The 22,463-nt window shown below is 54.0% G+C and carries 21 protein-coding genes, 1 pseudogene, 1 riboswitch and 1 other annotated feature; of the genes and pseudogenes, 17 read left to right on the top strand and 5 right to left on the bottom strand.

Going from position 1 to position 22,463, the window contains the following annotated elements:
- Window positions 1-185 precede the first annotated feature (185 nt).
- The 3 genes from AC3WJN_RS08955 to AC3WJN_RS08945 all read left to right on the top strand — a co-directional run bounded on the left by AC3WJN_RS08955 (window position 186) and on the right by AC3WJN_RS08945 (window position 3,619).
- Window positions 186-1,436: a GNAT family N-acetyltransferase gene (locus AC3WJN_RS08955; RefSeq protein WP_007776511.1), complete on the top strand. Its 1,251-nt coding sequence runs from the start codon at window positions 186-188 to the stop codon at window positions 1,434-1,436.
- Between the two features lie 419 nt (window positions 1,437-1,855).
- Window positions 1,856-2,341 (top strand): PilZ domain-containing protein, encoded by a 486-nt coding sequence (locus AC3WJN_RS08950; RefSeq protein WP_307723507.1) that lies wholly within the window; start codon window positions 1,856-1,858, stop codon window positions 2,339-2,341.
- 129 nt (window positions 2,342-2,470) lie between these two features.
- Entirely contained in the window at window positions 2,471-3,619 is a 1,149-nt protein-coding gene (locus tag AC3WJN_RS08945) for a DUF2087 domain-containing protein (protein WP_005836149.1), read from the top strand.
- A 50-nt stretch (window positions 3,620-3,669) separates the two neighbouring features.
- On the opposite strand, the gene AC3WJN_RS08940 is transcribed toward AC3WJN_RS08945, so the two are convergent.
- The 3 genes and pseudogenes from AC3WJN_RS08940 to AC3WJN_RS08930 all read right to left on the bottom strand — a co-directional run bounded on the left by AC3WJN_RS08940 (window position 3,670) and on the right by AC3WJN_RS08930 (window position 4,968).
- Window positions 3,670-3,978 carry a hypothetical protein gene (locus tag AC3WJN_RS08940; RefSeq protein ID WP_005836148.1) on the bottom strand — a complete coding sequence of 103 codons (309 nt, stop codon included), beginning with the start codon at window positions 3,976-3,978 and terminating at the stop codon, window positions 3,670-3,672.
- A 121-nt stretch (window positions 3,979-4,099) separates the two neighbouring features.
- Complete coding sequence (gerQ, locus tag AC3WJN_RS08935) at window positions 4,100-4,519, bottom strand: spore coat protein GerQ (protein ID WP_007776523.1); 420 nt, start codon at window positions 4,517-4,519, stop codon at window positions 4,100-4,102.
- Window positions 4,520-4,545: 26 nt separating this feature from the next.
- Window positions 4,546-4,968: pseudogene (locus AC3WJN_RS08930) on the bottom strand (cell wall hydrolase).
- A 182-nt stretch (window positions 4,969-5,150) separates the two neighbouring features.
- Between AC3WJN_RS08930 and AC3WJN_RS08925 the strand changes: the two are divergent.
- The 3 genes from AC3WJN_RS08925 to AC3WJN_RS08915 are packed head-to-tail and all read left to right on the top strand — an operon-like array spanning window position 5,151 to window position 8,943.
- A complete protein-coding gene (locus AC3WJN_RS08925) occupies window positions 5,151-5,567 on the top strand; it encodes a MerR family transcriptional regulator (RefSeq protein WP_007776524.1) in 417 nt (138 codons plus the stop codon).
- Window positions 5,564-7,135, top strand: a complete 1,572-nt coding sequence (locus AC3WJN_RS08920; RefSeq protein ID WP_005836141.1) for a class I adenylate-forming enzyme family protein — start codon at window positions 5,564-5,566, stop codon at window positions 7,133-7,135. Before AC3WJN_RS08925 ends, AC3WJN_RS08920 begins: the two co-directional genes overlap by 4 nt.
- Window positions 7,132-8,943, top strand: coding sequence for an acyl-CoA dehydrogenase family protein (locus tag AC3WJN_RS08915; RefSeq protein WP_005836140.1), 1,812 nt, complete (start codon window positions 7,132-7,134; stop codon window positions 8,941-8,943). The genes AC3WJN_RS08920 and AC3WJN_RS08915 overlap by 4 nt, the downstream gene beginning before the upstream one ends.
- 73 nt (window positions 8,944-9,016) lie before the next feature.
- Here the strand turns inward: AC3WJN_RS08915 and AC3WJN_RS08910 are convergent, their stop codons facing one another.
- The gene (locus AC3WJN_RS08910) at window positions 9,017-9,583 is read right to left on the bottom strand and encodes a YqaA family protein (protein ID WP_005836138.1); all 567 of its coding nucleotides are present in this window, start codon (window positions 9,581-9,583) and stop codon (window positions 9,017-9,019) included.
- A gap of 311 nt (window positions 9,584-9,894) precedes the next feature.
- On the opposite strand from AC3WJN_RS08910, the gene AC3WJN_RS08905 reads away from it, so the two are divergent.
- The 4 genes from AC3WJN_RS08905 to thrS all read left to right on the top strand — a co-directional run bounded on the left by AC3WJN_RS08905 (window position 9,895) and on the right by thrS (window position 14,747).
- Complete coding sequence (locus AC3WJN_RS08905) at window positions 9,895-10,113, top strand: hypothetical protein (RefSeq protein ID WP_005836136.1); 219 nt, start codon at window positions 9,895-9,897, stop codon at window positions 10,111-10,113.
- A 163-nt stretch (window positions 10,114-10,276) separates the two neighbouring features.
- The gene (gene mqnC, locus AC3WJN_RS08900) at window positions 10,277-11,383 is read left to right on the top strand and encodes a cyclic dehypoxanthinyl futalosine synthase (RefSeq protein ID WP_007776530.1); all 1,107 of its coding nucleotides are present in this window, start codon (window positions 10,277-10,279) and stop codon (window positions 11,381-11,383) included.
- 182 nt (window positions 11,384-11,565) lie between these two features.
- Window positions 11,566-12,486 (top strand): putative sporulation protein YtxC, encoded by a 921-nt coding sequence (gene ytxC, locus AC3WJN_RS08895; RefSeq protein WP_007776531.1) that lies wholly within the window; start codon window positions 11,566-11,568, stop codon window positions 12,484-12,486.
- Window positions 12,487-12,514: 28 nt separating this feature from the next.
- Window positions 12,515-12,778: a binding site (T-box leader), on the top strand.
- Window positions 12,779-12,833: 55 nt separating this feature from the next.
- Window positions 12,834-14,747 carry a threonine--tRNA ligase gene (gene thrS, locus AC3WJN_RS08890; RefSeq protein ID WP_007776535.1) on the top strand — a complete coding sequence of 638 codons (1,914 nt, stop codon included), beginning with the start codon at window positions 12,834-12,836 and terminating at the stop codon, window positions 14,745-14,747.
- A gap of 74 nt (window positions 14,748-14,821) precedes the next feature.
- Here thrS and AC3WJN_RS08885 read toward each other — a convergent pair whose 3' ends face one another.
- The gene (locus tag AC3WJN_RS08885; protein WP_007776536.1) at window positions 14,822-16,552 is read right to left on the bottom strand and encodes a methyl-accepting chemotaxis protein; all 1,731 of its coding nucleotides are present in this window, start codon (window positions 16,550-16,552) and stop codon (window positions 14,822-14,824) included.
- Window positions 16,553-16,688: 136 nt separating this feature from the next.
- Window positions 16,689-16,772: riboswitch (cyclic di-GMP riboswitch) on the bottom strand.
- Between the two features lie 298 nt (window positions 16,773-17,070).
- Between AC3WJN_RS08885 and moaA the strand changes: the two genes are divergently transcribed.
- From moaA to sat, 7 genes are all read left to right on the top strand, one after another.
- Window positions 17,071-18,084, top strand: coding sequence for a GTP 3',8-cyclase MoaA (gene moaA / locus AC3WJN_RS08880; protein ID WP_193373869.1), 1,014 nt, complete (start codon window positions 17,071-17,073; stop codon window positions 18,082-18,084).
- 262 nt (window positions 18,085-18,346) lie between these two features.
- The gene (gene infC, locus AC3WJN_RS08875) at window positions 18,347-18,850 is read left to right on the top strand and encodes a translation initiation factor IF-3 (protein ID WP_005829338.1); all 504 of its coding nucleotides are present in this window, start codon (window positions 18,347-18,349) and stop codon (window positions 18,848-18,850) included.
- 30 nt (window positions 18,851-18,880) lie between these two features.
- Window positions 18,881-19,078 (top strand): 50S ribosomal protein L35, encoded by a 198-nt coding sequence (rpmI, locus tag AC3WJN_RS08870; protein WP_005829336.1) that lies wholly within the window; start codon window positions 18,881-18,883, stop codon window positions 19,076-19,078.
- A gap of 91 nt (window positions 19,079-19,169) precedes the next feature.
- The gene (gene rplT, locus AC3WJN_RS08865; RefSeq protein ID WP_005829335.1) at window positions 19,170-19,529 is read left to right on the top strand and encodes a 50S ribosomal protein L20; all 360 of its coding nucleotides are present in this window, start codon (window positions 19,170-19,172) and stop codon (window positions 19,527-19,529) included.
- A 273-nt stretch (window positions 19,530-19,802) separates the two neighbouring features.
- Window positions 19,803-20,033, top strand: a complete 231-nt coding sequence (locus AC3WJN_RS08860; protein WP_007776543.1) for a hypothetical protein — start codon at window positions 19,803-19,805, stop codon at window positions 20,031-20,033.
- Between the two features lie 159 nt (window positions 20,034-20,192).
- Window positions 20,193-20,894 (top strand): phosphoadenylyl-sulfate reductase, encoded by a 702-nt coding sequence (locus tag AC3WJN_RS08855; RefSeq protein ID WP_005829332.1) that lies wholly within the window; start codon window positions 20,193-20,195, stop codon window positions 20,892-20,894.
- Between the two features lie 23 nt (window positions 20,895-20,917).
- Window positions 20,918-22,069: a sulfate adenylyltransferase gene (sat, locus tag AC3WJN_RS08850; protein ID WP_007776549.1), complete on the top strand. Its 1,152-nt coding sequence runs from the start codon at window positions 20,918-20,920 to the stop codon at window positions 22,067-22,069.
- Window positions 22,070-22,463 lie beyond the last annotated feature (394 nt).

Raw genomic sequence — 22,463 nt, 5'->3', positions numbered from 1 at the left:
CTCTTTAGCTGCATAATCTAGGCGTCGGCCGCCCGGTCGGCGCTTTTTGCGGTAGACAGACAAAGGTGGCTGAATAGGGAGTTTTCCAAAATATCCAAAAATATGTTGCCATGCCCCACTATGATTCTATAAAATTTTTTTAGACGGAAGTTCATTCGAGCGTGTACAGACAGGAGTGTGTGACGATGGACGAGATTCGCCCTGTTTCTCGAAACGATATTGACGAGGTAGTCAGAATAGCCGCCATGGCCTATCCGGGAAGCAACCTCCTGGGGACGGAAAGCAGACAGCAGTTCGCAGAACGCGTCAAAAGCACGCTGGAAAATGACCCGAATGTCAGCTATCACGGGTGCTATCGGGATGGTCGGCTCGTAGGGATCATGAAGTGGTACGACCTTTCCATGTATGTGTACGGCATCCCGCTGCTGACGGGGGGAATCGGTACGGTGGCCGTGGACCTGCTGCACAAAAAGGAAAAGGTCGCAAAAGTGATGCTGCATGGATTCCTCTCGGCTTATCGGGAGCGGGGGATTCCGCTCGTCTCGCTCTATCCGTTTCGTGTCGATTTTTACAAGCAGATGGGCTTTGGCGCAGGCAGCAAAATCTATCAATACAAATTCAAGCCGGCGAGCCTGCCCTATACAGGCAAGGAACAGATCGTGTACTTAAAAAAAGAAGACAAGGAGCAGGTGCTGGCCTGCTACCAGCGCGTTGCCCGGCAGACGCACGGGATGATCCGGCGGACGGAGCGGGATATCGACAGCCTCTTGAACGTGCCGGAAAAAGTCGTGGTCGGCGTCCAGAAAGAAGGCAAGCTGACAGGCTATATCGCCTTCCAATTTGAAAGCGCTCACGCGGAAAACAAGATTTACAACAACCTCGTGGTCAAGGAGCTTTTGTACGAGTCGCGCGAATCGCTGGCCCAGCTCCTTTCGTTCCTGCACAGTCAGGCAGACCAAATCCAGCGGATCGTCTTGACGACGCCTGACGAAGATTTTCACCTGCTCTTGTCTGACCCGGGAAATGGCACCGACAGGCTTTTGCCCGGCGTCTACCATGAGAGCCATGTCTCGGGAGTCGGGCTGATGTACCGGGTGATTGACGTGCCGGGCTTTTTCCGCCAGCTCGCCGAGCATCGCTTTGGCGCAGAGACAATAAGCTTGCGCCTGACCGTGCGCGATTCGTTCCTGCCGGAAAACGAAGGGACGTGGCTGGTGCAGTTCCAGCACGGACAGGCTCATGTCGCCCGCGATGGACAAGCCGACGTGTCGGTCGAACTGGACATTTCCGATTTCTCCTCGCTCGTGATGGGGGTTGTCCGTTTCAGCAAGTTGTACGAGTACGGAATGGTCGAGCTGGACGATACAGCTTTCTTGCCGCAGTTGGATCGGCTCTTTTCCTCCGCGCAGAAGCCGCAGAGTATGACCGCTTTTTAATTTTGGAATTGTCATTATTTTGCCACGAATGGTAATCTTATTTTGCTCCTCCCCATATCTTGGTAACAAATGGGGAGGGGGCGGAACTTATGATTTATTTTACCATGGTCATCTTTTTTGCTTTTTTGCTGGTTGTCTGGTTTGTGATAAAGCTCCTCTTTCGATTGGAAAAGCGCGACTCGATCGAGTATGACCAAAGAGAGCTGTGGGAACAATTTGGCACAAAGTTGCAGGAAATACGGCACAAGAAGCAGAAAAAATAAGCGAGGCGTCAGCTATAACGACGCTTGTTTTTCTTTTGCGGCATAAGCGCTTCCAGTCGATGGCGACGCTTGCGAATAAGCGGCAGAGGCAAGCTGGTGCCGGACGCGTAAAAGCGCTTCACTTGACTGTTTGGCCGAAGTACAATGTAAAGGAAGATGGGGACAATGGCAGGTAGACCAGAGGGCAATCGACGCGAACATTTCAGACTGAAGCTGGAGTATCCCCTCTGTGCGGACATGACTATTGTCCTGGTAAAAGGAAGAACCATGGAAATTGGTAGTTCGAAGGTATTGGTTCAGGATATCGGGGCAAGAGGATTGTGTTTTTTGTCTCACCTCAAAATGCCTGCCAGCGATCAGCTCGTCCTGCAGTTTGAGATGAAGCTGTGCGCAGTCCCGCTGAAAATATACGGACATGTGGTGCGCTCCCGCTTGTGGGAGCAGGCGTTTTATGAATATGGGGTTTTTTTCACGATGGACGAAATCCGGCATCTGGAGGTCAGTCGATTGGTGAACCGGCTGGCGATTCGCTATCGGCAAAATCGGGGAATAACAGAGGGAAACTATTGGAAGGGTGATCGGCAAGCCTTCCTGCGAGAGCTTGCCCTCGTCAGCCAGACTTTGGAGACGATAAAAGCATAGCGGAGGCGATAGACAAAAAGCTCCCTTGTTTGCGCAGTTGCGCGGCATGGAGCTTTTTTCTTTTGACATAAAACAAACATAGTGTTAAATTGCCTATAATAAAACAAACGAATTGAGGATGTGTTTGATTTGAACGTGATGGAACAGTTTTGGAACGCATCTTTGCAGGAAGCCAAGCAAGGGTTTGTGGAGCGGACGCACGATTACTTGTGCCTGCTGTGTGGGGAGCAAGTGGAAAAAGGCATCATTTACCCGGTCGACGGCGCCCTGTTCGAAGCGTCTCGCTATATGCGCCACCATATCGAGCAAGAGCATGAATCGGTGTTTGCCCATCTGAGCGGGCTGGACAAACGGCTGAGCGGGCTTTCCGACCATCAGGCAAGCCTGCTGCGTCTGTTTTTTGCCGGCAAGTCAGACGCCGAGGTGCAGGCGGAGCTGGGCATTGGCAGCGCTTCTACGATCCGCAACCATCGCTTTGCGCTAAAGGAAAAGGAGCGGCAGGCAAAAGTGTTTTTGACGCTGATGGAGCTGCTGCGCGAAGCGGATCAGGACGGCCCGCCTGCTGCCGCGAAAAAGGGGAAGCCGCAAAAGCAGGAGGAAGTCCAGGTGGAGTCCGGCTCTGCCGAGTATGAAGCGATTTTGCAAAAATATTTTCCGCAAGGGCGAAGCCATGCTCTGGACCGGATTCCGCGCAAGCACAAGCACAGGCTCGTCGTTTGCCGCGAAGTCGCCAAGCACTTTGCGCCGGACAAAATTTACAGCGAGCAGGAAGTCAATGACATTTTGCAAGCTGTCTGCGCCGATTACGTCACGCTGCGGCGGTATTTGATCGATTACGGCTTTTTGACCAGAGAGGCAGATGGCAGTGCCTACTGGCGCACGGATCAGGACAGCGGCGAAGAGGCGCAGGAGGAGAAGTCTGCGAATCGCAAGCAAGCGCTCAAGCAGATGTACAAAGAAGTCAAAAGCGAAGCGGGAGTCTACCAGATTCGCAACAAGGTGAACGGCAAAATTTTGGTGGCGAGCAGCGCGAACTTAAAAACGATCAACGGGAAAAAATTCATGCTGCAGCACGGCTCGCATCCGAACCGCGAACTGCAAAAGGAATGGAACGAGCTGGGGGCGGACGCGTTCGAGTTCGAGGTGCTGGAAGTGCTGAAGCACCAGGACGACCCGAATGTAGATGTCAAGGATGCTTTGGAAAAACTGGAAGAAAAATGGGTGGAGAAGCTCGCTCCGTACAACGAGCGCGGCTACCATCAGGAAAAGCGGATGTAGTGGGGCCGATCAGCAGCAGGCTGCCTTTTTGCGGGCGGCCTGTTTGCCGTTTAGTCGTCCAGCAGGCGAAAGCGCTCCAGATGGTCGCAAAGCCCTGTCCGCTGCAAAATCTCTTTTTGTCTGGGCCCGATCAGGTCAAAGTGGGGAAACGGCTGGCGTTGGTGGATATAGGCGGGATTCAGTCCGTTGGCGGTGCACCAGTCCGCCAGCTTTTGCGTGTCGGCGCAGCCTACCTTTGTCACCGTCTTGATCCCGGGAAAGCGCGGGTCCAGCCAGTAATGAGTCAAAAAAGCGATTTCCCCGCGCAGTACGGCCTGTTTCCATTGGTGCAACTCGGCGCGTGAAATGCCAAATGCCACGAAGGCTCCTCCTCTTCTTTTCCAGCCGGCTCGCCAACTGGTCGTTCCCCCTATTATAACAAAAAGACAGCTTCTGTCCGGCGCGAGACGGAAGCTGTCTTTTTGGGTTTGCAACCAAAGCTTAGCGCACTCCTGGCGGGAGGGAAGGAGGAATGTAGTTCAGTTCTTCATCTGCCGTGATGTAGTCAGTATTGACCATGAGCAGCAAGTAGCGCTTGCCTGTTTGCGGGTCGCTGAGGATGATGTGGTCGCGCCCGGCTGTCTCCAGCACGCCGCGGAAAATTTTGGCGTTCCATTGGCTGTTGTTTTCAAACGTTTGGTAAACCGTAATCACTTTGCCGCGATTCATGCGCAAAATGTTTTCGATGTACGATTCTTCCATGACTTGCCCAGGCGTGTAAGGCGTGCCGGGGATCAGCGCGCCGCTTGGCTGCATAGGAACCAATTGCGGCTGCTGTTGCTGCATCCCGTAGGGAAACTGGGTGGAAGGATACATGTCATACCCGTATGGATAAGGTTGGTAGGGGATTTGCTGACTCATGATGAACTCGCTCCTTTATCTATCTGCTAGTAAACGCGCGGACAATCCTCTCGTGAGGGAACGTAGAAGCAGTGCGCCTTGTAACGCCCGGAATTCGCCTGATTCCACCAGGTAGGGGGGCAGTTTCCGGTCGGGCGGTAAAACCAAAGCGCATTGGTGGCGGGACGGGTTCACTCCCCGTTAATTGTGCGCTGGGCCAAACGTCTTTCCCGATCGCGGGCGCGCTGGTAAAAGTACGGTTTTTGGACGGCTTCATACCCGCCGGGAGATTGGTACACCATATCGCGCATCGTCCGAATGTTTTTAAAATCGAGGCAGTTGGCGAGAATGCGGTTCACGCCGACGTTGCCGACCATGAGCATGCCCAGCTCGCCTTCTCCTTCGGCTTCAGCGCGGATCAATCGGGCAAGCATATCGACGTCATTACTGTTCGCTTTGATGACGGCCATTGCTTCACCTCCTCCTAAAACTCACAATGACAATATATGGGCGTATAACAGATCGGTGAATGTTCCTACGAATTTTTTCGCAGCAAGGAAGCTTCCGTTGACGTTAACGTAAACGGGAGGTAAAATATGGTTAGTCAATTATTTCTGAATATTTAAAAAGTGTCGTGAAGGAGCAGGCGTACATGAACAGAGAAGCCGACGAAAAGCGAACATCATGGTCGATCTCTGATCTTGCCCAAGAATTGGATGTCAGCACGAGAACGATCCGCTACTACGAGGAAGTCGGCTTGATTTTGCCGGCGCGAACGGAGCGGGGAATCAGGTACTACAGCCGCCAGGACCGGGCCAGGCTGCGCTTGATTTTGCGGGGAAAGCGCTTCGGGTTCTCCCTGGAGCAAATTCGCGAGATGATCGAGCTGTTTGGCGAGGACCGCAGCGGACGCGCCCAGCTTTTGCGCGCGATTGAGTACGGCAACCAGAAGCTCGCGGAGATTGATGAAAAAATCAGGGAGCTGGGTCAACTGAGGGAAGACATTCTCGCCTACAAGCGAGGATTCGAACAAAAACTGCTGGAAGAACATGGGGAGGGAAAACGATGAACGTATCAGCTTTGCTTGCTGCCAACGGACGCAAATATCCCGACAAGCCTGCGCTTGTTGCGGGAGAGGTGGAAGTTACTTTTTCCGAGTGGAACGAGATCGCAAGCAGGTGGGCTTACCGCTTGAGACAGCAAGGGGTCGAGCCGGGCGATCGCGTCGTGCTGATGCTGCCGAACTGCCCGGAGTTTGCTTTCTTTTACATAGCCGTCATTCGCTGCCACGCGCTTGTCGTGCCGATCAATGCGCGGTCGACGAAGGAAGAGGTGCGCTATATTTGCGAGCACGCACAGGCAAAAGCGCTGATCGTTCACGAAGCTCTCGTCCATGCCGTCAATGAGTGGATCGAAGAGGAGCCAGGGCTGATCGCGATCAAGACGGGGAACAGCCAGGGAGCGTGGGTAGGGACCGCGGCCTGGGAGACGGAAGAAGACGTCCTGACGCGGCTGGATGAATTTGCGATCAACCCGGACGCTCCCGACCTGACGGAAGACAGCGAAGTCAGCATTTTGTACACGTCAGGCACGACCGGGCGGCCAAAAGGTGTGCTCTATACGCACAGAAGCTTGCTGACCGTCGCCAAGATGATGGCGATCGAGCTGTCGATCCAGCATCGTTCGCGGATTCTCCAGCTCATGCCGCTCAGCCATTCCGCACCGCTGCATCTGTTCTTCATCTCGGGGCTGATGGTGGGAGCGACGCAGGTGATGGCGCTCACCTTTTCTCCGGAGCTGCTTTTGTCGCTCGTGCAAAAACACCGGATTACGCATTTCTTCGGGGCGCCAGTTGCGTACTTGCTGACGATGAAGCATCCCGAGTTTGCCAAGTACGATTTGTCGTCGATCGAATATTGGATGTACGGCGGCGCTCCTTTGTCCAAGGAAATGGCTACGCAGATGGAGCAGGCATACGGGCGGGACAAACTGGCGTGCGTCTACGGCCTGACCGAAGCCGGGCCTACTGGCACGCGCTTGCTGCATCGCGAGCACCCGGACAAGGTGGGCAGTGTCGGGAACCGCGGCGTTTTGTTTGCCGAAGTGGAAGTCGTGGATGAAAACGGCCTTCCCGTCCCGGCGGGTACCCCCGGCGAAGTGCGCGTGCGCGGCGAAGGCTCGATGAAGGGCTACTACAACACCCCCGAAGCGACCATAGAGACGCTGCGCGACGGCTGGATTTACACGGGGGACATCGGGCGCTTCGACGAGGACGGCTTCCTGTGGATCATCGACCGGAAAAAAGACGTCATGATTACGGGCGGGATCAATGTTTACCCGAAGGAAATTGAACAACTGCTGGAGCGCCATCCGGCGATTGCCGAAGTGGCCGTCGTAGGCTTGCCGCATCCGGAGTGGGGCGAGACGGTGACCGCCTATCTGGTGCTGCGCCCGGACGTGGACGCGAACCGCGATTGGCTGGCGGAGGTGCGCGGCTTTTTGAGCGGCCATCTCGCCGATTACAAGCTGCCGCGGCAGGTGGCAGTCATTCCTCAGTTGCCGAGAAATACGAGCGGAAAAGTGCTCAAGCACGTCTTGCGCGATTCGACCTCGGAAAAGGAAGTGGAGCTGACATGAGCGAGCTGCAAGCGAAAATCGACCAGCGCCGGTACAGTGACAACATCCCTCATCCGCGCCCGGGCAGCGAGCAAAACTTTTTCGCCGCCGATCCAAATCTTCATTATTTGCTCCAACGCTATTTGCCTGCCGCCATGCACGAGTGGGCGACACAGCAACTGCATTGGCTGGGAGCACAAGCGGCGGGGCCATTGGAGGAGCGGGCCGCCTATACGGATCGGGAAGGCAAGCCGCGCCTGCGCAAATACAACCGGCTGGGCGAGGACGTCTCGGAGATCATCACGAACGAAGGCTACAAGGAAACGGTGGCGGACGTGTACGGAGCGGGGATTGTCAGCTATTTGTACCACGACATTCCGGAGCTTGGACGCAAGGCGCCCTACAGCTATTCGTTCTTGATGGGCTATCTCGTCAGCCAGACCGAGCCGGGCTTTTATTGCCCTGTCACGCTCACGATGTCGGCGGCGTACTTGATCGACCGCTACGGAAGCGACGCGCAGAAAAAGCAGTATCTCAGCGGACTGACCTCGCGGGATCGCACCCGGTTGTACGAGGGCGCGACCTGGCTGACGGAGCGCCAGGGCGGCTCGGATGTGGGAGCGAATCTCACGGTGGCGAAGCCCGTGGAGGGGCAGTCTGGCGTCTATCGGCTGACAGGCGAAAAGTTTTTCGCGAGCAATGCAGGGGCGATGGTCGCCACCGTGCTGGCGCGAATCGACGAGAGCAAGCCGGGCACAAAAGGGCTGGGACTGTTTCTCGTCCCGTGGCTCAAGCCGGATGGGACGCGCAATCAGATCGAGGTGCGGCGCCTGAAGGATAAGCTCGGCGTGAACGCGGTGCCGTCTGCCGAGATCCTGCTCCATGGAGCGGAAGGCTACTTGATCGGCCAGCCGGAAAACGGCTTCAAATACATGGCGGAGGCGCTTAACCTGTCGCGCATTTGCAACGCGGTGGCATCCATCGGCATTATGCGTCGGGCGCTGTACGAAGCGAAATATTACGCGAGCCAGCGCCGGGCATTCCAAAACCCGATCGACCAATATCCGATGGTCAGAGAGATGCTGGTCAGCCTGCTGCTCGATACGGAAGTGAGCACTGGCGCGGTGTTTGACATGATTGCCGTGTACGACCGCCTGCAGGATGGCTCGGGAAGCCGCGAAGACATGGCGCTCGCCCGGCTGCTGATTCCTTTGCTGAAATACCGGACCGGAGAGGAAGCTGTCGAGGCCGCCCATGCGGCGATCGAGATTCACGGCGGCAACGGTTTTATCGAAGAGTACGTTACGCCGCGCCTGCTGCGTGACGCCCAGGTTTTGACGGTCTGGGAGGGCACGTCCAACATCCTCGCCCTGGACATTTTGCGCGTCATGCAAAAAGAAAACAGCCATGTCGTGTTCGCCCGGCTGCTGCGCTCCCGTAGCGAAGGCTGGCGTCACGCCTTTTCACAGCCGTTTGCCGAGCTATTGCAAGCAGAGCTTGCGGTTTTGGAGGAAAATATCGCCTATCTTTTCCGGCAGTCGCCTGATTATGTGACATATAAATTGAAGGCGCTCGCCGACCACATGATCGACCTGTACGCGCTCTCCTGCATCGTCAGCGAGGCGGAGGACCAGGTGGCCAAAGACAACAACGCGCGCAAATACGTGCTGGCAAAGCTGTATGCGCAAAAGCATTTGACGCCAAAAGCAAAGCGCGGCATTCAAGGCGACGAACTGCTGGACGTCCAGTTTTTCCGCGAGCTGCTGGACTGCGAGCCGATCCCGGTGGAAGCGCTCCAGCAGCAGACGGCCTTTGCTTCCGCTACCTGAAAAAACAAGCGAAAAAACGCCCGGGCAGTTGCACATGGCACGCCCGGGCGTTTTTGGTTGTCACGACAGCTTTTCAGGCATAGCGTTTTCGGCGCTTGTTCCAGATGAACCAGCCGATCGCCACAAGCGCGGCGGCGCCCAGCAGAGTGACCTCCAAGTATTCATCCAGCAGCACTTTGGCATGCTTGCCGTACAGGTGAAACAAGGTTCCGATCAGAAAAAATTTCAAGCCCCGGCCGACGATGGCAAAGAGCATGAGTTTTGTCAGCGAGTAGTTGAACACGCCGCTCAGCACGGTAAACACCTTGAACGGAATCGGAGTAAAAGCGCCGATCAGCACGGCAGCGTCCCCGTTTTTGGCGAATTTCTCGGTGGCGACCACGACCCATTTTTCCGGAAGCAGCTTTTGCAAAATCGGTTTGCCGAGCCATTTGCCGAGCAAAAAGCCGATCGGCGCGCCGAGAATCGAGGCGGTAAAGGCCACGGTCGCAAAGCGGAGCGCTGAACCGGGGTCGAGCAGACTCATCGCAATTTGCATAAAAAAGGGAGGAATCGGACTGATGAACGAATCCAAAAATGCCATGCCAAAGAGTCCCCATATTCCATATTGCATGAACAGTTGTGTGATTTGATCGAGCATGAGCATCTCCTTAGGACGTTTCCTCTCGGGTTTCCATTATACAGGAAAAAATCGCATTTCAGTAGTTAGGATATGCCGCTTTGTCCAAACACAGACCGCCAATTGGCTGATCCAACAGTAGGGAATACGTTTTTCTACGCCGGGGGGTTACGTTTTCCTGGCGTCTTCTCGCTTTGGGGAGATTCGTCCTGCGCGATTCGGCCCGGAAGAAGAGGAGGCGGGTGGTAAAGAAGTCCCTCGCTTTTTCATTGACGATAGGAAAGAATATCCATTAGTATAGAAAAGAAGGACATACAGTATTGGAGGAACCCATGAAGACATTGGGATCGGGGAAAGTCGTTTTTTATGCGCCGGATGGAACCAGCTTGCAGTTGACGGGAGAAATTGACGTGCGCGGAGATCGGGTAGCCGTGACGGAAATCATTTACTTTAACGGCCAGCCGAATGGCGCGCGCGAAACCAATCTGCCACTTTCGCAAACCGTCATTTATTGGGAACCGGAAGTGTATGAGCAGATCGGATATGAATGATACCTATAGCAACAGAAACGGACAGCCCTGCTTTTGGCGGGGCTGTTTTTCGTCGTACCATCGTCGCGCCCTGTTTGTGCCAGCACCCCGAACTATAGCCGTTATGTCCCGATTGTGATATCATGTGGAATGGAATTTACGTAAGGTACGAGGAGTGATCCTTATGATCGATGCTATATTGGAACGTGCCCTTGCCGGAGAACGACTGGGCCTGGAAGACGGCCTCGCTCTGTTTGCCAGCAATGAAATTGAGAAGATCGGACACTACGCCAATCTGGTGATGCAAAAGCACCACCCAGAGCCCATTGCCACGTTTGTCATCAGCCGAAATGTGAACTACACGAACATTTGCGATACGTATTGCCGCTTTTGCGCTTTTTACCGTCGTCCCGGTTCAAGCGAAGGCTATGTATTGCCCAGAGAGACTATTTTCCAAAAGATTCAGGAGACAATTGACGTCGGCGGCACGGAAATCTTGATGCAGGGCGGGACCAACCCGGATCTGAAGATCGACTATTTCACCGACCTGCTGCGCGCGATCAAGCAGCGCTTCCCGCAAATTACGATGCACTCCTTGTCGGTAGCGGAAGTGATTAAAATCGCGGAAGTTTCCAACATGACGGTCGAAGACGTGCTCAAGGAACTGAAGGCCGCAGGGCTGGATTCGTTGCCGGGAGCGGGCGGAGAAATTCTCGACGACCGTACCCGCCGCAAAATTTCCCGCCTGAAAGGCTCGTGGAAAGAGTGGATCGACACGCAAAAAGCTGCTCACCGCATCGGTTTGCCAGGTACGGCGACGATGGTCATCGGCTTCGGCGAGGAAATGGAGGAGCGCGTGCTATCCCTGATGCGCATTCGCGAAGCACAGGACGAGACGCAAGGCTTCAAGGCGTTTATCGTCTGGACGTTCCAGCCGGACAACACGAACATGAAAGCCGTGAACAACACGCCGGAGGAATACCTCAAGACGCTGGCGATCAGCCGACTGATGCTGGACAACTTCGAAAATCTCCAGGCTTCCTGGGTGACGATGGGTCCAGAGTACGGCCAGCTTTCCCTTTCCTACGGGGCAAACGATTTCGGTCAGACGATGATGGAAGAAAACGTCGTCTCGGCAGCCGCATGTACCTACAAGGTGAACACCAACCAGATTCTCGAACTGATCCGCGGCGCAGGCAAAATCCCGGCGCAGCGCAACACCCAGTACGACATCTTGCGCGTGTTCAAGGACGGCGAGATGGCGGAAAGAGATTTTGTGATGCAAAACTAAATGAAAAAACGTTCAGCAACACGCTGCCAGATCGTCTTTTCGCAAGAGCGGAACAGACGATCTGGCAGCGTGTTTTTCTATCCCCACGGACAACTTCCAATCCCCGGTTTCCAATCGTTTAAAAGTATATCGCCCATAAAGGGACATATACTGTAACTACAATTGCGGTTGGGGGGATGAAAATGCAAACGTTTCGCGTCTTGCTGGAGAATGTCCCTGAGCATAGTGGCACGTATCGCGTTATCGTAAATGAGATGATGGAGCGGGTCAATACTGCCCCGGTGCGCATTACATACAAGGAGCAGGAACAGGACGACTACTGCACGTTCCTTTTTCAAAGCTGGTGCGAAGAGGAATACGATGCGCAGACGATAGAGTGGGCGAGAGCTTTTGTGGCATTGACATTGGCGGAGTGGGTGACGCAGGTCAAAGAGCCGGCGATCATGCAGGAAATGGCTGCCGATCTGTTGGCGGCGGAGCAGATGGAAGAAGAATGGCCGGAAATTTTTCCCTACATTGAGCGCATGTGCCGAGAGATCGAGCTGGACGGACGCGAACTGCTGGCCGCCACGACTCGAAAGGCAAACGTCTACCGCAAAGCCTTTTTATACTTGGAGCAGGAGCGAACTATCAACGTATTGGGGTTCGTCAGGTTCCGGCTGCAGGAGCATTGGAATGAACTGTTCGAGCTGGTCGAATCGGGAATCGACGAATATTTGGAAGACAAGCAATACCAGGAATTTGTCGAGCTTCTGCGCTATTTTATCGCCGTACAGGAAGTGAAACAGGAAGTGGTCCATGTTGTTCCTAGTGTGGACAAACCTTTCCATCTTTATGACAAAAAGGGAGACCGCCTTTGGCTGGAACAGCTCGATTCCGTGCTGAGCATGGACGAACAAAAATGCCGCGATGAAGATTACTTGGTCAGCGCGCTGGTTACACTGGCACCGGAGAGCATCGTTCTGCACATGGCCGGGGAGAAGCCGGGGCTTGTGCAAACGATCCGCAGCATTTTTGACAGCAGGCTCATCACCTGCCATTCCTGTTCGTTATGCCTTGGGCAAAGACGTGTACTTGACGGGAACAATCCGACTAAACTATAATTAGCAGCAACAAGAGTGAATATCGCTTACAAATACGATGAGAAGGACATGGACGATATCGAGATCGCTCTAGAGAGGCGGGCCTTGGCTGGAAGCTTGCTGCGAGACGATATGGATCTACCCCCTTCGAGTAGCAGCCGGGAACGAAGCGTACGCTTTTACTAACGGCTTGCCGGTTCCATACCGTTACCATGTCAATGAGGAGTTTGTTTGGGCATCCGTTTTGCACGGCCCGTTTTGTAAAAACAGACTTGAATTAGGGTGGTACCGCGAGAATACACTCGTCCCTTCTGGGATGGGTGTTTTTTATTTTCTCAAAAACAACAAACAGGAAGGAAGAATCCAAGGTGGCACAAATTAACGTAACGTTCCCGGATGGAGCAGTCCGTCAGTACGAAGCTGGGATCACCATCGAAGAGATCGCAGGCTCCATCAGCGCGAGCCTGAAGAAAAAAGCAGTAGCCGGCAAAAAAGACGGCAAAGTCGTGGATCTGTACACGCCGCTTGAGGATGACGCAGCAATTGAAATCGTGACCCTCGATTCGCCGGAAGGCTTGGAAGTTTACCGTCACAGTACCGCTCACTTGCTCGCCCAGGCAGTAAGACGCCTGTACGGCAGCGAAGTCAAATTCGGGATCGGTCCTGTGATCGAAGACGGCTTCTACTACGACATGGACATTCCGGTCTCGCTCTCGCCAGAAGACTTGGGCAAGATTGAGGCGGAAATGGAAAAAATCGTGAAGGAAGACTTGCCGATCCGCCGCAGAGTCGTCAGCCGCGACGAGGCGACAAGAATTTTCCAAAACCTCAACGACCATCTGAAGCTGGAACTGATCCGCGACTTGCCGGCGGATGCGACGATCACCCTGTACGAGCAGGGCGAATTTTTCGACCTCTGTCGCGGCCCGCACTTGCCGTCCACTGGCTACATCAAAGCGTTCAAGCTGATGAGCGTGGCAGGTGCATACTGGCGCGGAAAAGCGGAAAACCAGGTGCTGCAGCGCGTCTACGGTACCGCTTGGCCGAAAAAAGCGGATATGGACGAATATCTGCACTTCATCGAAGAGGCGAAAAAGCGCGACCACCGCAAACTGGGCAAAGAGCTGGAGCTGTTCATGTTCTCCGAGGAAGCGCCTGGCATGCCGTTCTACCTGCCAAACGGCTTCACTGTCCGCAACGAGCTGGAGCAGTTCTCCCGCCGCCTGCAACAGCTTGCCCAATACACAGAGGTGCGCTCGCCGTTCCTCATGAACGAGCGCCTCTGGAAAGAATCCGGTCACTGGGATCACTACAAGGAAAACATGTACTTCTCTGAAGTCGACAACGCGACTTACGCCTTGAAGCCGATGAACTGCCCAGGACACATGCTCATTTACAAAAACGCAATGCATTCCTACCGCGACTTGCCGATTCGCTATGCCGAGTTCGGCCAGGTTCACCGCCACGAATATTCCGGCGCGCTGAACGGCATGCTGCGGGTTCGCACCTTCTGCCAGGATGACGCACACGTATTCGTCCGCCCTGACCAGATCGAGAGCGAAATCAAAAACATGATTAAGCTGATCGACAAAATCTACAAAGTGTTCGGCTTTGAATACAGCGTAGCACTTTCGACTCGCCCGGAAGATTCCATGGGCTCCGACGAGCTGTGGGAAACAGCGGAAAGCTCCTTGAAAAAGGTGCTGGAGCAACTGGAAATGCCGTATGAAATCAAGGAAGGCGACGGTGCGTTCTACGGACCGAAGATCGACTTCCAAATTACCGACGCGCTGAAACGCCGTCACCAATGCGGAACCATCCAGCTCGACTTCCAAATGCCGGAGAAGTTCGACCTGACTTACGTGGGCCAAGACAACGAAAAGCATCGTCCGGTTGTCTTGCACCGTGCGATGTACGGCTCCATGGAGCGTTTCATCGGCATCCTGATCGAGCACTACGCAGGCGCATTCCCTGTCTGGTTGACTCCAATCCAGGCGCGCTTGATGAACATCAGCGAGGTGCACATTCCGTACGCCGAGCAAGTCAAAGAAAAGCTGCAACAAGCTGGCATCCGCGTAGAGCTGGATGCGCGCAACGAAAAAATCGGCTACAAAATCCGTGAAGCGCAAGTGCAAAAAATCCCGTACATGCTGGTTATCGGGGAAAAAGAAGTGACAGACGGCACTCTGTCTGTACGCAGACGGGGAGTAGGCGATGAAGGCGCCATGACCGTTGATGAGTTCGTGGAAAAAATCCGCGCCGAAATCAACGAAATGAAGTAAAGCAAAAAGGGCAGTTCTCACCCGAACGGTGGGAACGGCCCTTTTGTTTTTGGCGAAAACGGTGGCGACAACTGCTACAGCTCATTTTCCAGACGGGTAAGCAGTGTTACGACTTCATGGGACGCCCGTTGAAGCTGCTCGTACGCTTCCTGGGCGCCGGCGAGATCCTCGGCCTGGTATTTTTCCACTGCCTGCTTGGCGTAAAAATGTACTAATTTGTGCGGCTCCTCCAGCTTTTTGAATGTCGGGTTGTTGCGCACAAGCGGCGGCAAGTCGCTGTAGTACCACGTCCCCAGTCGGCAGTGATGGTGCGAGGCCATTTCTGCGGCGACCAGGTTTTCCAAACCAAGGAACATGTTGTAAATTTTCCATTTCCACAGCAAATGATCCGTTTTGGCCACGCGCACGATGTCTTTGTAGCTCAATTTGACATTGATCGTAAAGAACGTCTTGCGGTACTCATCCATTTTCCGGCTCAGTTCGAGAATGATTTGCGCGGTGTCTTTGGCGATTTGCTGCGAATGTGTGCTCAGGTCAAAAATCGTGGAGTTGCGGTGGGCGATATCCGTGACAGAAGAAGCCTGTTCCTCGGTCATGGCGGCAATTTGCGAGGTGGATTGGCTGATTTCCTGCATGGTGGACACAATCTTGTTCAGGGCGACATCGGCGAACTGGGCTTCCCCGACGCTGCGCTCCACCAGCTTGCTCGTGCTGTCCATCTGCTCCGTCACTCGCTTCGAAACTTGTTGCAGCGACTCCATGTTGTCTGTGATCCGGCTGATCTGTTCTTTTGTATGCTCGGCCAGCTTGCGCACCTCAGTGGCTACGACTGCAAAGCCGCGCCCTTGCTCTCCGGCCCGGGCGGCCTCGATACTGGCGTTCAGCGCGAGCAGGTTGGTCTGCTCGGCGATTTCCCGAATGATGCGGATGACGTCCTGTGTCTGATGAATCTCCTGATTGAGCTGGTTTACCCTGCTCATGACCTCGACAAAGACGTGGCCCACCTGGCGGATGTCGCCGAGAGCGGCATTGATGATCTGTTTGCTCTGTTCAGCGGATTGCACCGCTTCGTCTGTCCCTTCCGCGACTTTGACCGCGTGGTTGGCGACTTCCTGAATCGAGGCGCTCATTTCTTCCGTTGCGGCGGTGACGCTGTGGCTTTCCTCGATCTGCTCGTCCATTCCCGAGATAAGCTGCTTCGTCGTGTCGAGCTGGGTCATATGGTTGAGCATGCCGGAGATGCCGAACAAAAACGATTTGAACGTCTCTTCCATATACACTTCCACAATCAGTTGCTGATCGAATGCTGCCAATTTTTGCACAGCGGTGACCATTTTCATCATCTGATGCGGCTGATTGCTCCATTTTTCCATCAAAATCGTGGTCATGATCTGAATCAGCAGATGGTGTGCAGAAATAAAATGATCGGCTGTCAGATGAATGCGGCTGTGAACTTGCCCGATGACAATTCTCGTTTTCACGTACTCATGGTTGACTTCTGCTGTGAGAAACTGCTCCAGGTGGACCTCCAAAGTTTTTTTCAACCGCTCCAGGCTGGAGTTGTCGAGGATGATCTTCTGGAGGTGGGGAACGTTAGTGATCGACTGGTAAAACTTGGATACGATCTCTGCTTTAAAGGGGTAAAGCGTGGTAGCAGCCTCTTTGACGTGCGCCAATGTATCCTGATCCACGCCCAAAAAAGACAGGCGCTCTTTCACGCGTTCGCCCACTTCGGTAATGTCAGTTGCGTGGGAAGCTTTCACATACTCATTCCATGGCTTTGCTTTCTTTGCAAAAAATTGCATGCAGACCTCCGAATTTTACATTTTATTGTTTTACTCAAAAATTGAGAAAGAGGGGGCGATTGCCATTGCTGCAGCTTGCCGTTTCTGAGCAGTGGACAAGGCCTTTGTTCTGGGATAAAATAAACCGACCCTACAACGAAAATAGGGTCGGTTGCACTACTCGCTCCCAGCCATTCAAGTGCCCACATACAAACGGCTGATCTTCGCTTTCCTTATTGAAGAGGAATATATAGAGCATAATATATAGTCATATTATCCTATGTTTATACAAAAGGGAATAGTCAAAAAAAACGGTTTGCACATTGGCGTGCACCGGGTCATTTTTCCGATTTTCATCGGCTTGCGACCGCTTTTGCAACAGCGAAAAGTGCAGGAACAGGAGCCGTTCGCAGGCGGAATATGGTACGCTAATAAAAAGCCGGAATCGCATGTTGGACATCAATACGAGACAAACTGGAGATAGAGTGGCATGCCAGGCTCAGCCAGGAAAAGGAGGGTGACCACCAGTGCTAGAGCAGATGCAAGTACGTGACACACGAAAGCGTCCTCTCCGTGATCTGCGCATTTCCGTGACAGACAAATGCAATTTTCGTTGCCGGTACTGTATGCCGGCTGAAATTTTCGGGCCGGAGTTTGAATTTTTGCCGCAGCACAAACTGCTGTCATTTGAAGAAATTACCCGCTTGACCCAAATATTCACAGCGCTCGGCGTGCGGAAAATCCGGATTACGGGCGGAGAACCGCTCGTGCGCAGGGATTTGCCTGAATTAATACGAATGATTCGAAAAATAGAGGACGTTCACGATATCGCCATGACGACCAATGGCTCGCTGCTCGCCCGCCATGCCCAGGCTTTGAAGGAAGCCGGGCTTGATCGCGTCACCGTCAGCCTCGACAGCCTGGACAACGAGCGGTTTGGCATGTTAAACGGCAGAGGCTATCCGGTGGATGCTGTGCTCGACGGGATTCGCGCGGCGGCGGAAGCGGGACTCGGGGTGAAAATCAACATGGTCGTCCAGCGCGGTGTCAACGACCAGGACATTTTGCCGATGGCCCGTTATTTCCGCGAGCAAGGCCATACGCTGCGCTTCATTGAGTTCATGGACGTAGGCAACAGCAACGGCTGGAAGCTCGATCAGGTCGTGCCTTCCAGCGAAATCGTCCGGATGATCGACGCAGAAATGCCGCTCGTCCCGGTCGAGGCGAACTACTTCGGCGAGGTCGCTTCGCGCTACCGCTACGAGGGGAGCGATCAGGAGATTGGGCTGATCTCGTCGGTGACACAAGCCTTTTGCTCTACCTGTACGCGGGCGCGGCTGTCGGCAGAGGGGAAAATGTACAACTGCCTGTTCGCCTCCGCCGGCTATGACTTGCGCGAGCCGCTGCGCAGCGGGCGAAGCGACGAAGAAATCCAGGAGCAGATTCGCGCGATCTGGGAAAAGCGCGACGAGCGCTATTCGGAAGAACGGCTGGACGAAACGCCGGGGCTGCAAAAGCGTCCGAAGGTGGAAATGTCCCACATCGGAGGATAAAAAGCGATAAGCCTTGACAAAGACAACTCTACCTTGTATTATAAGTTGCGTGTATAAACACTTCATACTTCGAGAACAAGCAGAGGCGCCCAGCTTCTCACCTGGGTCGACGTCCGACACGACTGTTGACAGGTAACTCTTATGCAAAGATCCTTGGATCTGATGAAATTGCTTAGGTGAGATATGTGCGGGCGCAGATGCGTTCGCACATTTTTGTTCCTTCTCGAAATTGACGGAGGTGGCAAGTATTAGCAAGGATCAAATGTTAATCAACGAAGCGATCCGTGCCCGTGAAGTCCGTTTGATCGGCGCTGACGGGAGCCAATTGGGAGTCGTACCCTTCAGGGAAGCGTTGCGCATTGCCCAGGAAGCCGAACTGGATCTGGTAAACGTTGCTCCGACAGCCAAACCGCCTGTATGCCGTATCATGGACTACGGAAAGTTCAAGTACGAGCAGGCGAAAAAGGAGAAAGAAGCACGGAAAAACCAGAAGATCATCGAGCTGAAAGAAGTGCGTTTTTCTTCTAACATCGAAGAACACGATTTTCAAACCAAGCTTCGCAACGTCCGCAAGTTCTTGGAGGATCACCACAAGGTGAAGTGTACGATCCGTTTCCGTGGACGTGAAATCACCCACTCCGAAATCGGGCTTGGCGTTATGGAGCGTGTAGCTGCTCAGTGTGAAGATCTCGCTACGCCTGAGCGTAAACCGAAGATCGAGGGCCGCAGCATGATTATGATTCTGGCTCCGAAAGCGGAAAAGTAAGATAGTAGTTTAGACAGGAGGACTTTTCAGATGCCTAAAATGAAAACCAACAAGGCTGCTGCAAAACGTTTCAAAAAGACTGGAAGCGGCCAATTGAAGCGCGACCGCGCATTTGGTAACCACATGTTCGCCAACAAAACGACTAAGCAAAAGCGCCACCTGCGCAAAGCTGCACTCGTTTCCAAAGGCGATCAAAAACGCATGGAGCAAATGCTCACTTACCTGTAAGTTTTCGCATCATTACACACATTACGCAGCATGAGCTCCCTAAGCGCCTAGCAGTAGGCCGCCATGCTGGAAAGACCAGGAGGAGTTTAGTATGCCAAGAGTAAAAGGTGGCATTGTTACACGCCGTCGTCATAAGAAAATCCTGAAGCTGGCGAAAGGATACTTCGGTTCCAAACATCGCCTGTTTAAATCCGCTAATGCGCAAGTAATGAAATCCCTGCTTTATGCATACCGCGATCGTCGTCAAAAGAAACGCGACTTCCGCAAACTGTGGATCACCCGTATCAACGCGCAAGCTCGCCTGAACGGTCTGTCCTACAGCCGTCTGATGCACGGCCTGAAAGTGGCTGGCATCGAAGTGAACCGCAAAATGCTGGCTGACCTGGCTGTGAACGACAAAGCTGCGTTCAACGAACTGGCAGCAGTTGCAAAAGGCAAACTGAACGCGTAAGCACATACGCAAAAAGCAAAGCCGATCTTTCCTGGTGGGGAAGGTCGGCTTTTTTTGCTTGTCGGAGAGGCTCTCCCCTATGAATGAACATCCGAAAAGCGCAAGGGCAGCAAGGAAACGCCATCGTTTTTTTAAAGAAAATGGACAACGGGCGTAGAGGCGGCTCCGTCTCAGGTTGGAGCAAAAAACAATCTCCCGTCCGTGTCGAGAGGATGGCTCCCTGCCGTACAATAAAAAGCGTCAAAGGAAAACATTGGATAGGAGAGAGTAGAGATGAAAAAACAAAAGTGGATGGTAATGATGGGTGCAACTGCGGTGGTCTGTTCGGCGCTGTTCGTTCCGGGAGCGTTCGCCAAAGAAAAGGATGATGCCTACGTAGCACCCGTCGTCTTCATCACAGGAGCACCGGCGGCACAAAATGTAGACCAGGCGAATCTCAACACGATTCCGACAGGCAGTTCGTTTATTTTCCCGGCAGCAAACAGTGACTCTGACAAAAAATAAGAGGGAGCAATCCGCGAGGAGCGATCGGGCTACAGGTCTGGTCGCTCTTTTCGTTTCTTTCGGTGCCGTCGCGGCAGTTTTGTCAGCAGGACGAATCGCCACTTCCTGCCTCCCGACATATGATGGTGGGGGAATCCTAGCAGGAAAGGAGTTTCGCTGATGAGCAATCGCCAGAGGATGGCGGACGAAGAGCTGCAAGTGTGGGCGTACCGGATGGAAGCCAAATCCCCGCAGGATGTGCTTGTTCTGGCGGTGGAACACTTCGCAGGCAACCTCGTCCTCGCCTCAAGCTTCGGTGCCGAGGATGTCGTGCTGATCGACATGCTGCACAAACTGGCCCCGACGATACCTGTTTTTTATCTCGATACGAACAAACATTTTCCCGAGACGTACGAGACGCGCGACAAGCTGGAGGAGCGGTACCAGACGAAATTTATCCAGGTGCTGCCCCAGATGACTCTGGCTGAGCAGGAGAAGAGCCACGGAGACAAATTGTGGGAGACAGACCCGAATCTGTGCTGCCAAATCCGCAAAGTAGAGCCTTTGACACGGGTGCTGTCCGGCTACGACGCCTGGATTACCGGCATTCGCCGCGATCAGGCGCCTACCCGCGCCAATGCGAAAAAAGTGGAATGGGACGATAAATTCAAGCTGGTGAAGTTCAACCCGCTCGCGGACTGGACGATGGACCAGGTGTGGGCATATATACACGCGAACGATGTCCCCTACAACCCTTTGCATGACCGCAATTATCCAAGTATTGGCTGCAGTGTTTGCACCCGGCCTGTCCAGTCAGGGCAGGACCCGCGCGCGGGCCGCTGGGCCGGCTTTGACAAGACCGAATGCGGCCTGCACAAGTAAGGGAACAAAAGGGAGGACACGCTATGCATACGATCTCGCCACACGGTGGGACGCTGATTGAACGGCTGGAAAGTCAGCCGGAAGCGATAACCAGAGCCGCTGGCAAAAAAGCAATCGTGGTCGATCAATGGACGTTGTCTGACATAGACTGCCTCGCCATTGGCGCCTTTTCCCCGCTGACAGGCTTTCTTTGCGAGGACGACTACCATTCCGTCGTGGAGCGGATGCGGCTCGCAGACGGGACGGTTTGGCCGCTGCCCGTGACGCTGGCAGTCGATGCGGCCGAGCACGCGGACATCGAGCCGGGGGATGCGGTATGGCTGCGCGGCGAAGATGGCGAAGACTACGCCATACTCCAGGTGCAAAGCCTCTACCAGCCCGATAAAGCCCGGGAGGCAAGACAAGTGTTTCGGACAGCGGACCGGGCGCATCCGGGAGTGAAAAAGCTGATGGAAAAACCGGGGCTGTACGTGGGCGGTCCGGTGCATGTGCTCAAGCGGCCGCAGCCCGAGCGGTTTGCCGAATATTATTTGACGCCGCGCGAGACGAGAGAGCTTTTTTCCCAAAACGGCTGGAAGAGCGTCGTCGGCTTCCAGACGCGCAATCCCGTCCACCGGGCGCACGAATACATTCAAAAGGCGGCAATGGAAATCGTCGACGGGCTTTTTCTCAACCCGCTGATGGGGGAAACCAAGTCAGATGACATCCCCGCGCAAGTGCGGATGAAAAGCTACCTCGCCCTGCTGGAAAACTACTACCCGAAAGAGCGCGTGCTGCTCGCGGCCTTCCCGGCGGCGATGCGCTACGCAGGTCCGAGAGAAGCGGTATTCCACGCGCTCGTCCGCAAAAACTACGGCTGCACGCACTTCATCGTAGGCCGCGATCACGCGGGCGTGGGCGATTACTACGGGACATACGACGCGCAGCACATCTTCTCTGCATTTGCGCCAGAGGAGCTGGGCATCCAGTTGCTGTTTTATGAGCACAGCTTTTATTGCACAGCCTGCCAAGGAATGGCGACGGCCAAGACGTGCCCACACGCTGCAAGCGAGCATCTGACGCTGTCCGGGACAAAAGTGCGCGCGCTTTTGCGCAGCGGCCAGACCCCGCCGCCGGAATTTACCCGTCCCGAGGTGGCGCAAATTTTGATCGAGGGACTTCGCGACAATCTGTAAAACAAGTTTGCGAACAAAAGGGAAGGGCGGGCATTGCCGGTCCGTTTCCTTGCCCGAGAAAGGGGACAAGCCGAAAGAAAATGTATCCGCTTTCACGCAAAAACCGCGCCGTTCCGGCATTTTCTACTGAGCATCCGTTCGGACGAAAGTATAGTAAAATCTTTTTGTTTTCGTTGACACCCCCAAAGTGCCTAGCTATAATCAGACGTAACACTTTATTTTCTGACAACAACAATATTAGAAATATTGTTATAATAGCAGGCTATGACGAGGATGGTGCGCGTCTCCCCTTTTACAGAGAGCCCTGGTTGCTGAGAACGGGCATAGGGTACGCTGCATTGCTCACCTCTGAGCTGTTTTGCTGAAATTTGCCTCGTGCAAAAAGTAGGGAAAA

Source organism: Brevibacillus sp. FW306-2-1A-C05A (assembly GCF_058781555.1).
This window is presented reverse-complemented; position numbering and strand designations above follow the sequence as displayed.

Coding starts and splice junctions, on each gene's coding strand:
- AC3WJN_RS08860 (WP_007776543.1), top strand. CDS start 19,803: ATGAAAAAACAAAAGTGGATGGTAATGATGGGTGCAACTGCGGTGGTC.
- gerQ (WP_007776523.1), bottom strand. CDS start 4,519: ATGAGTCAGCAAATCCCCTACCAACCTTATCCATACGGGTATGACATG.
- infC (WP_005829338.1), top strand. CDS start 18,347: ATGTTAATCAACGAAGCGATCCGTGCCCGTGAAGTCCGTTTGATCGGC.
- AC3WJN_RS08950 (WP_307723507.1), top strand. CDS start 1,856: ATGGGGACAATGGCAGGTAGACCAGAGGGCAATCGACGCGAACATTTC.
- rpmI (WP_005829336.1), top strand. CDS start 18,881: ATGCCTAAAATGAAAACCAACAAGGCTGCTGCAAAACGTTTCAAAAAG.
- AC3WJN_RS08885 (WP_007776536.1), bottom strand. CDS start 16,552: ATGCAATTTTTTGCAAAGAAAGCAAAGCCATGGAATGAGTATGTGAAA.
- mqnC (WP_007776530.1), top strand. CDS start 10,277: ATGATCGATGCTATATTGGAACGTGCCCTTGCCGGAGAACGACTGGGC.
- moaA (WP_193373869.1), top strand. CDS start 17,071: ATGCAAGTACGTGACACACGAAAGCGTCCTCTCCGTGATCTGCGCATT.
- AC3WJN_RS08855 (WP_005829332.1), top strand. CDS start 20,193: ATGAGCAATCGCCAGAGGATGGCGGACGAAGAGCTGCAAGTGTGGGCG.
- AC3WJN_RS08915 (WP_005836140.1), top strand. CDS start 7,132: ATGAGCGAGCTGCAAGCGAAAATCGACCAGCGCCGGTACAGTGACAAC.
- sat (WP_007776549.1), top strand. CDS start 20,918: ATGCATACGATCTCGCCACACGGTGGGACGCTGATTGAACGGCTGGAA.
- AC3WJN_RS08925 (WP_007776524.1), top strand. CDS start 5,151: ATGAACAGAGAAGCCGACGAAAAGCGAACATCATGGTCGATCTCTGAT.
- AC3WJN_RS08910 (WP_005836138.1), bottom strand. CDS start 9,583: ATGCTCGATCAAATCACACAACTGTTCATGCAATATGGAATATGGGGA.
- AC3WJN_RS08905 (WP_005836136.1), top strand. CDS start 9,895: ATGAAGACATTGGGATCGGGGAAAGTCGTTTTTTATGCGCCGGATGGA.
- AC3WJN_RS08955 (WP_007776511.1), top strand. CDS start 186: ATGGACGAGATTCGCCCTGTTTCTCGAAACGATATTGACGAGGTAGTC.
- AC3WJN_RS08920 (WP_005836141.1), top strand. CDS start 5,564: ATGAACGTATCAGCTTTGCTTGCTGCCAACGGACGCAAATATCCCGAC.
- ytxC (WP_007776531.1), top strand. CDS start 11,566: ATGCAAACGTTTCGCGTCTTGCTGGAGAATGTCCCTGAGCATAGTGGC.
- rplT (WP_005829335.1), top strand. CDS start 19,170: ATGCCAAGAGTAAAAGGTGGCATTGTTACACGCCGTCGTCATAAGAAA.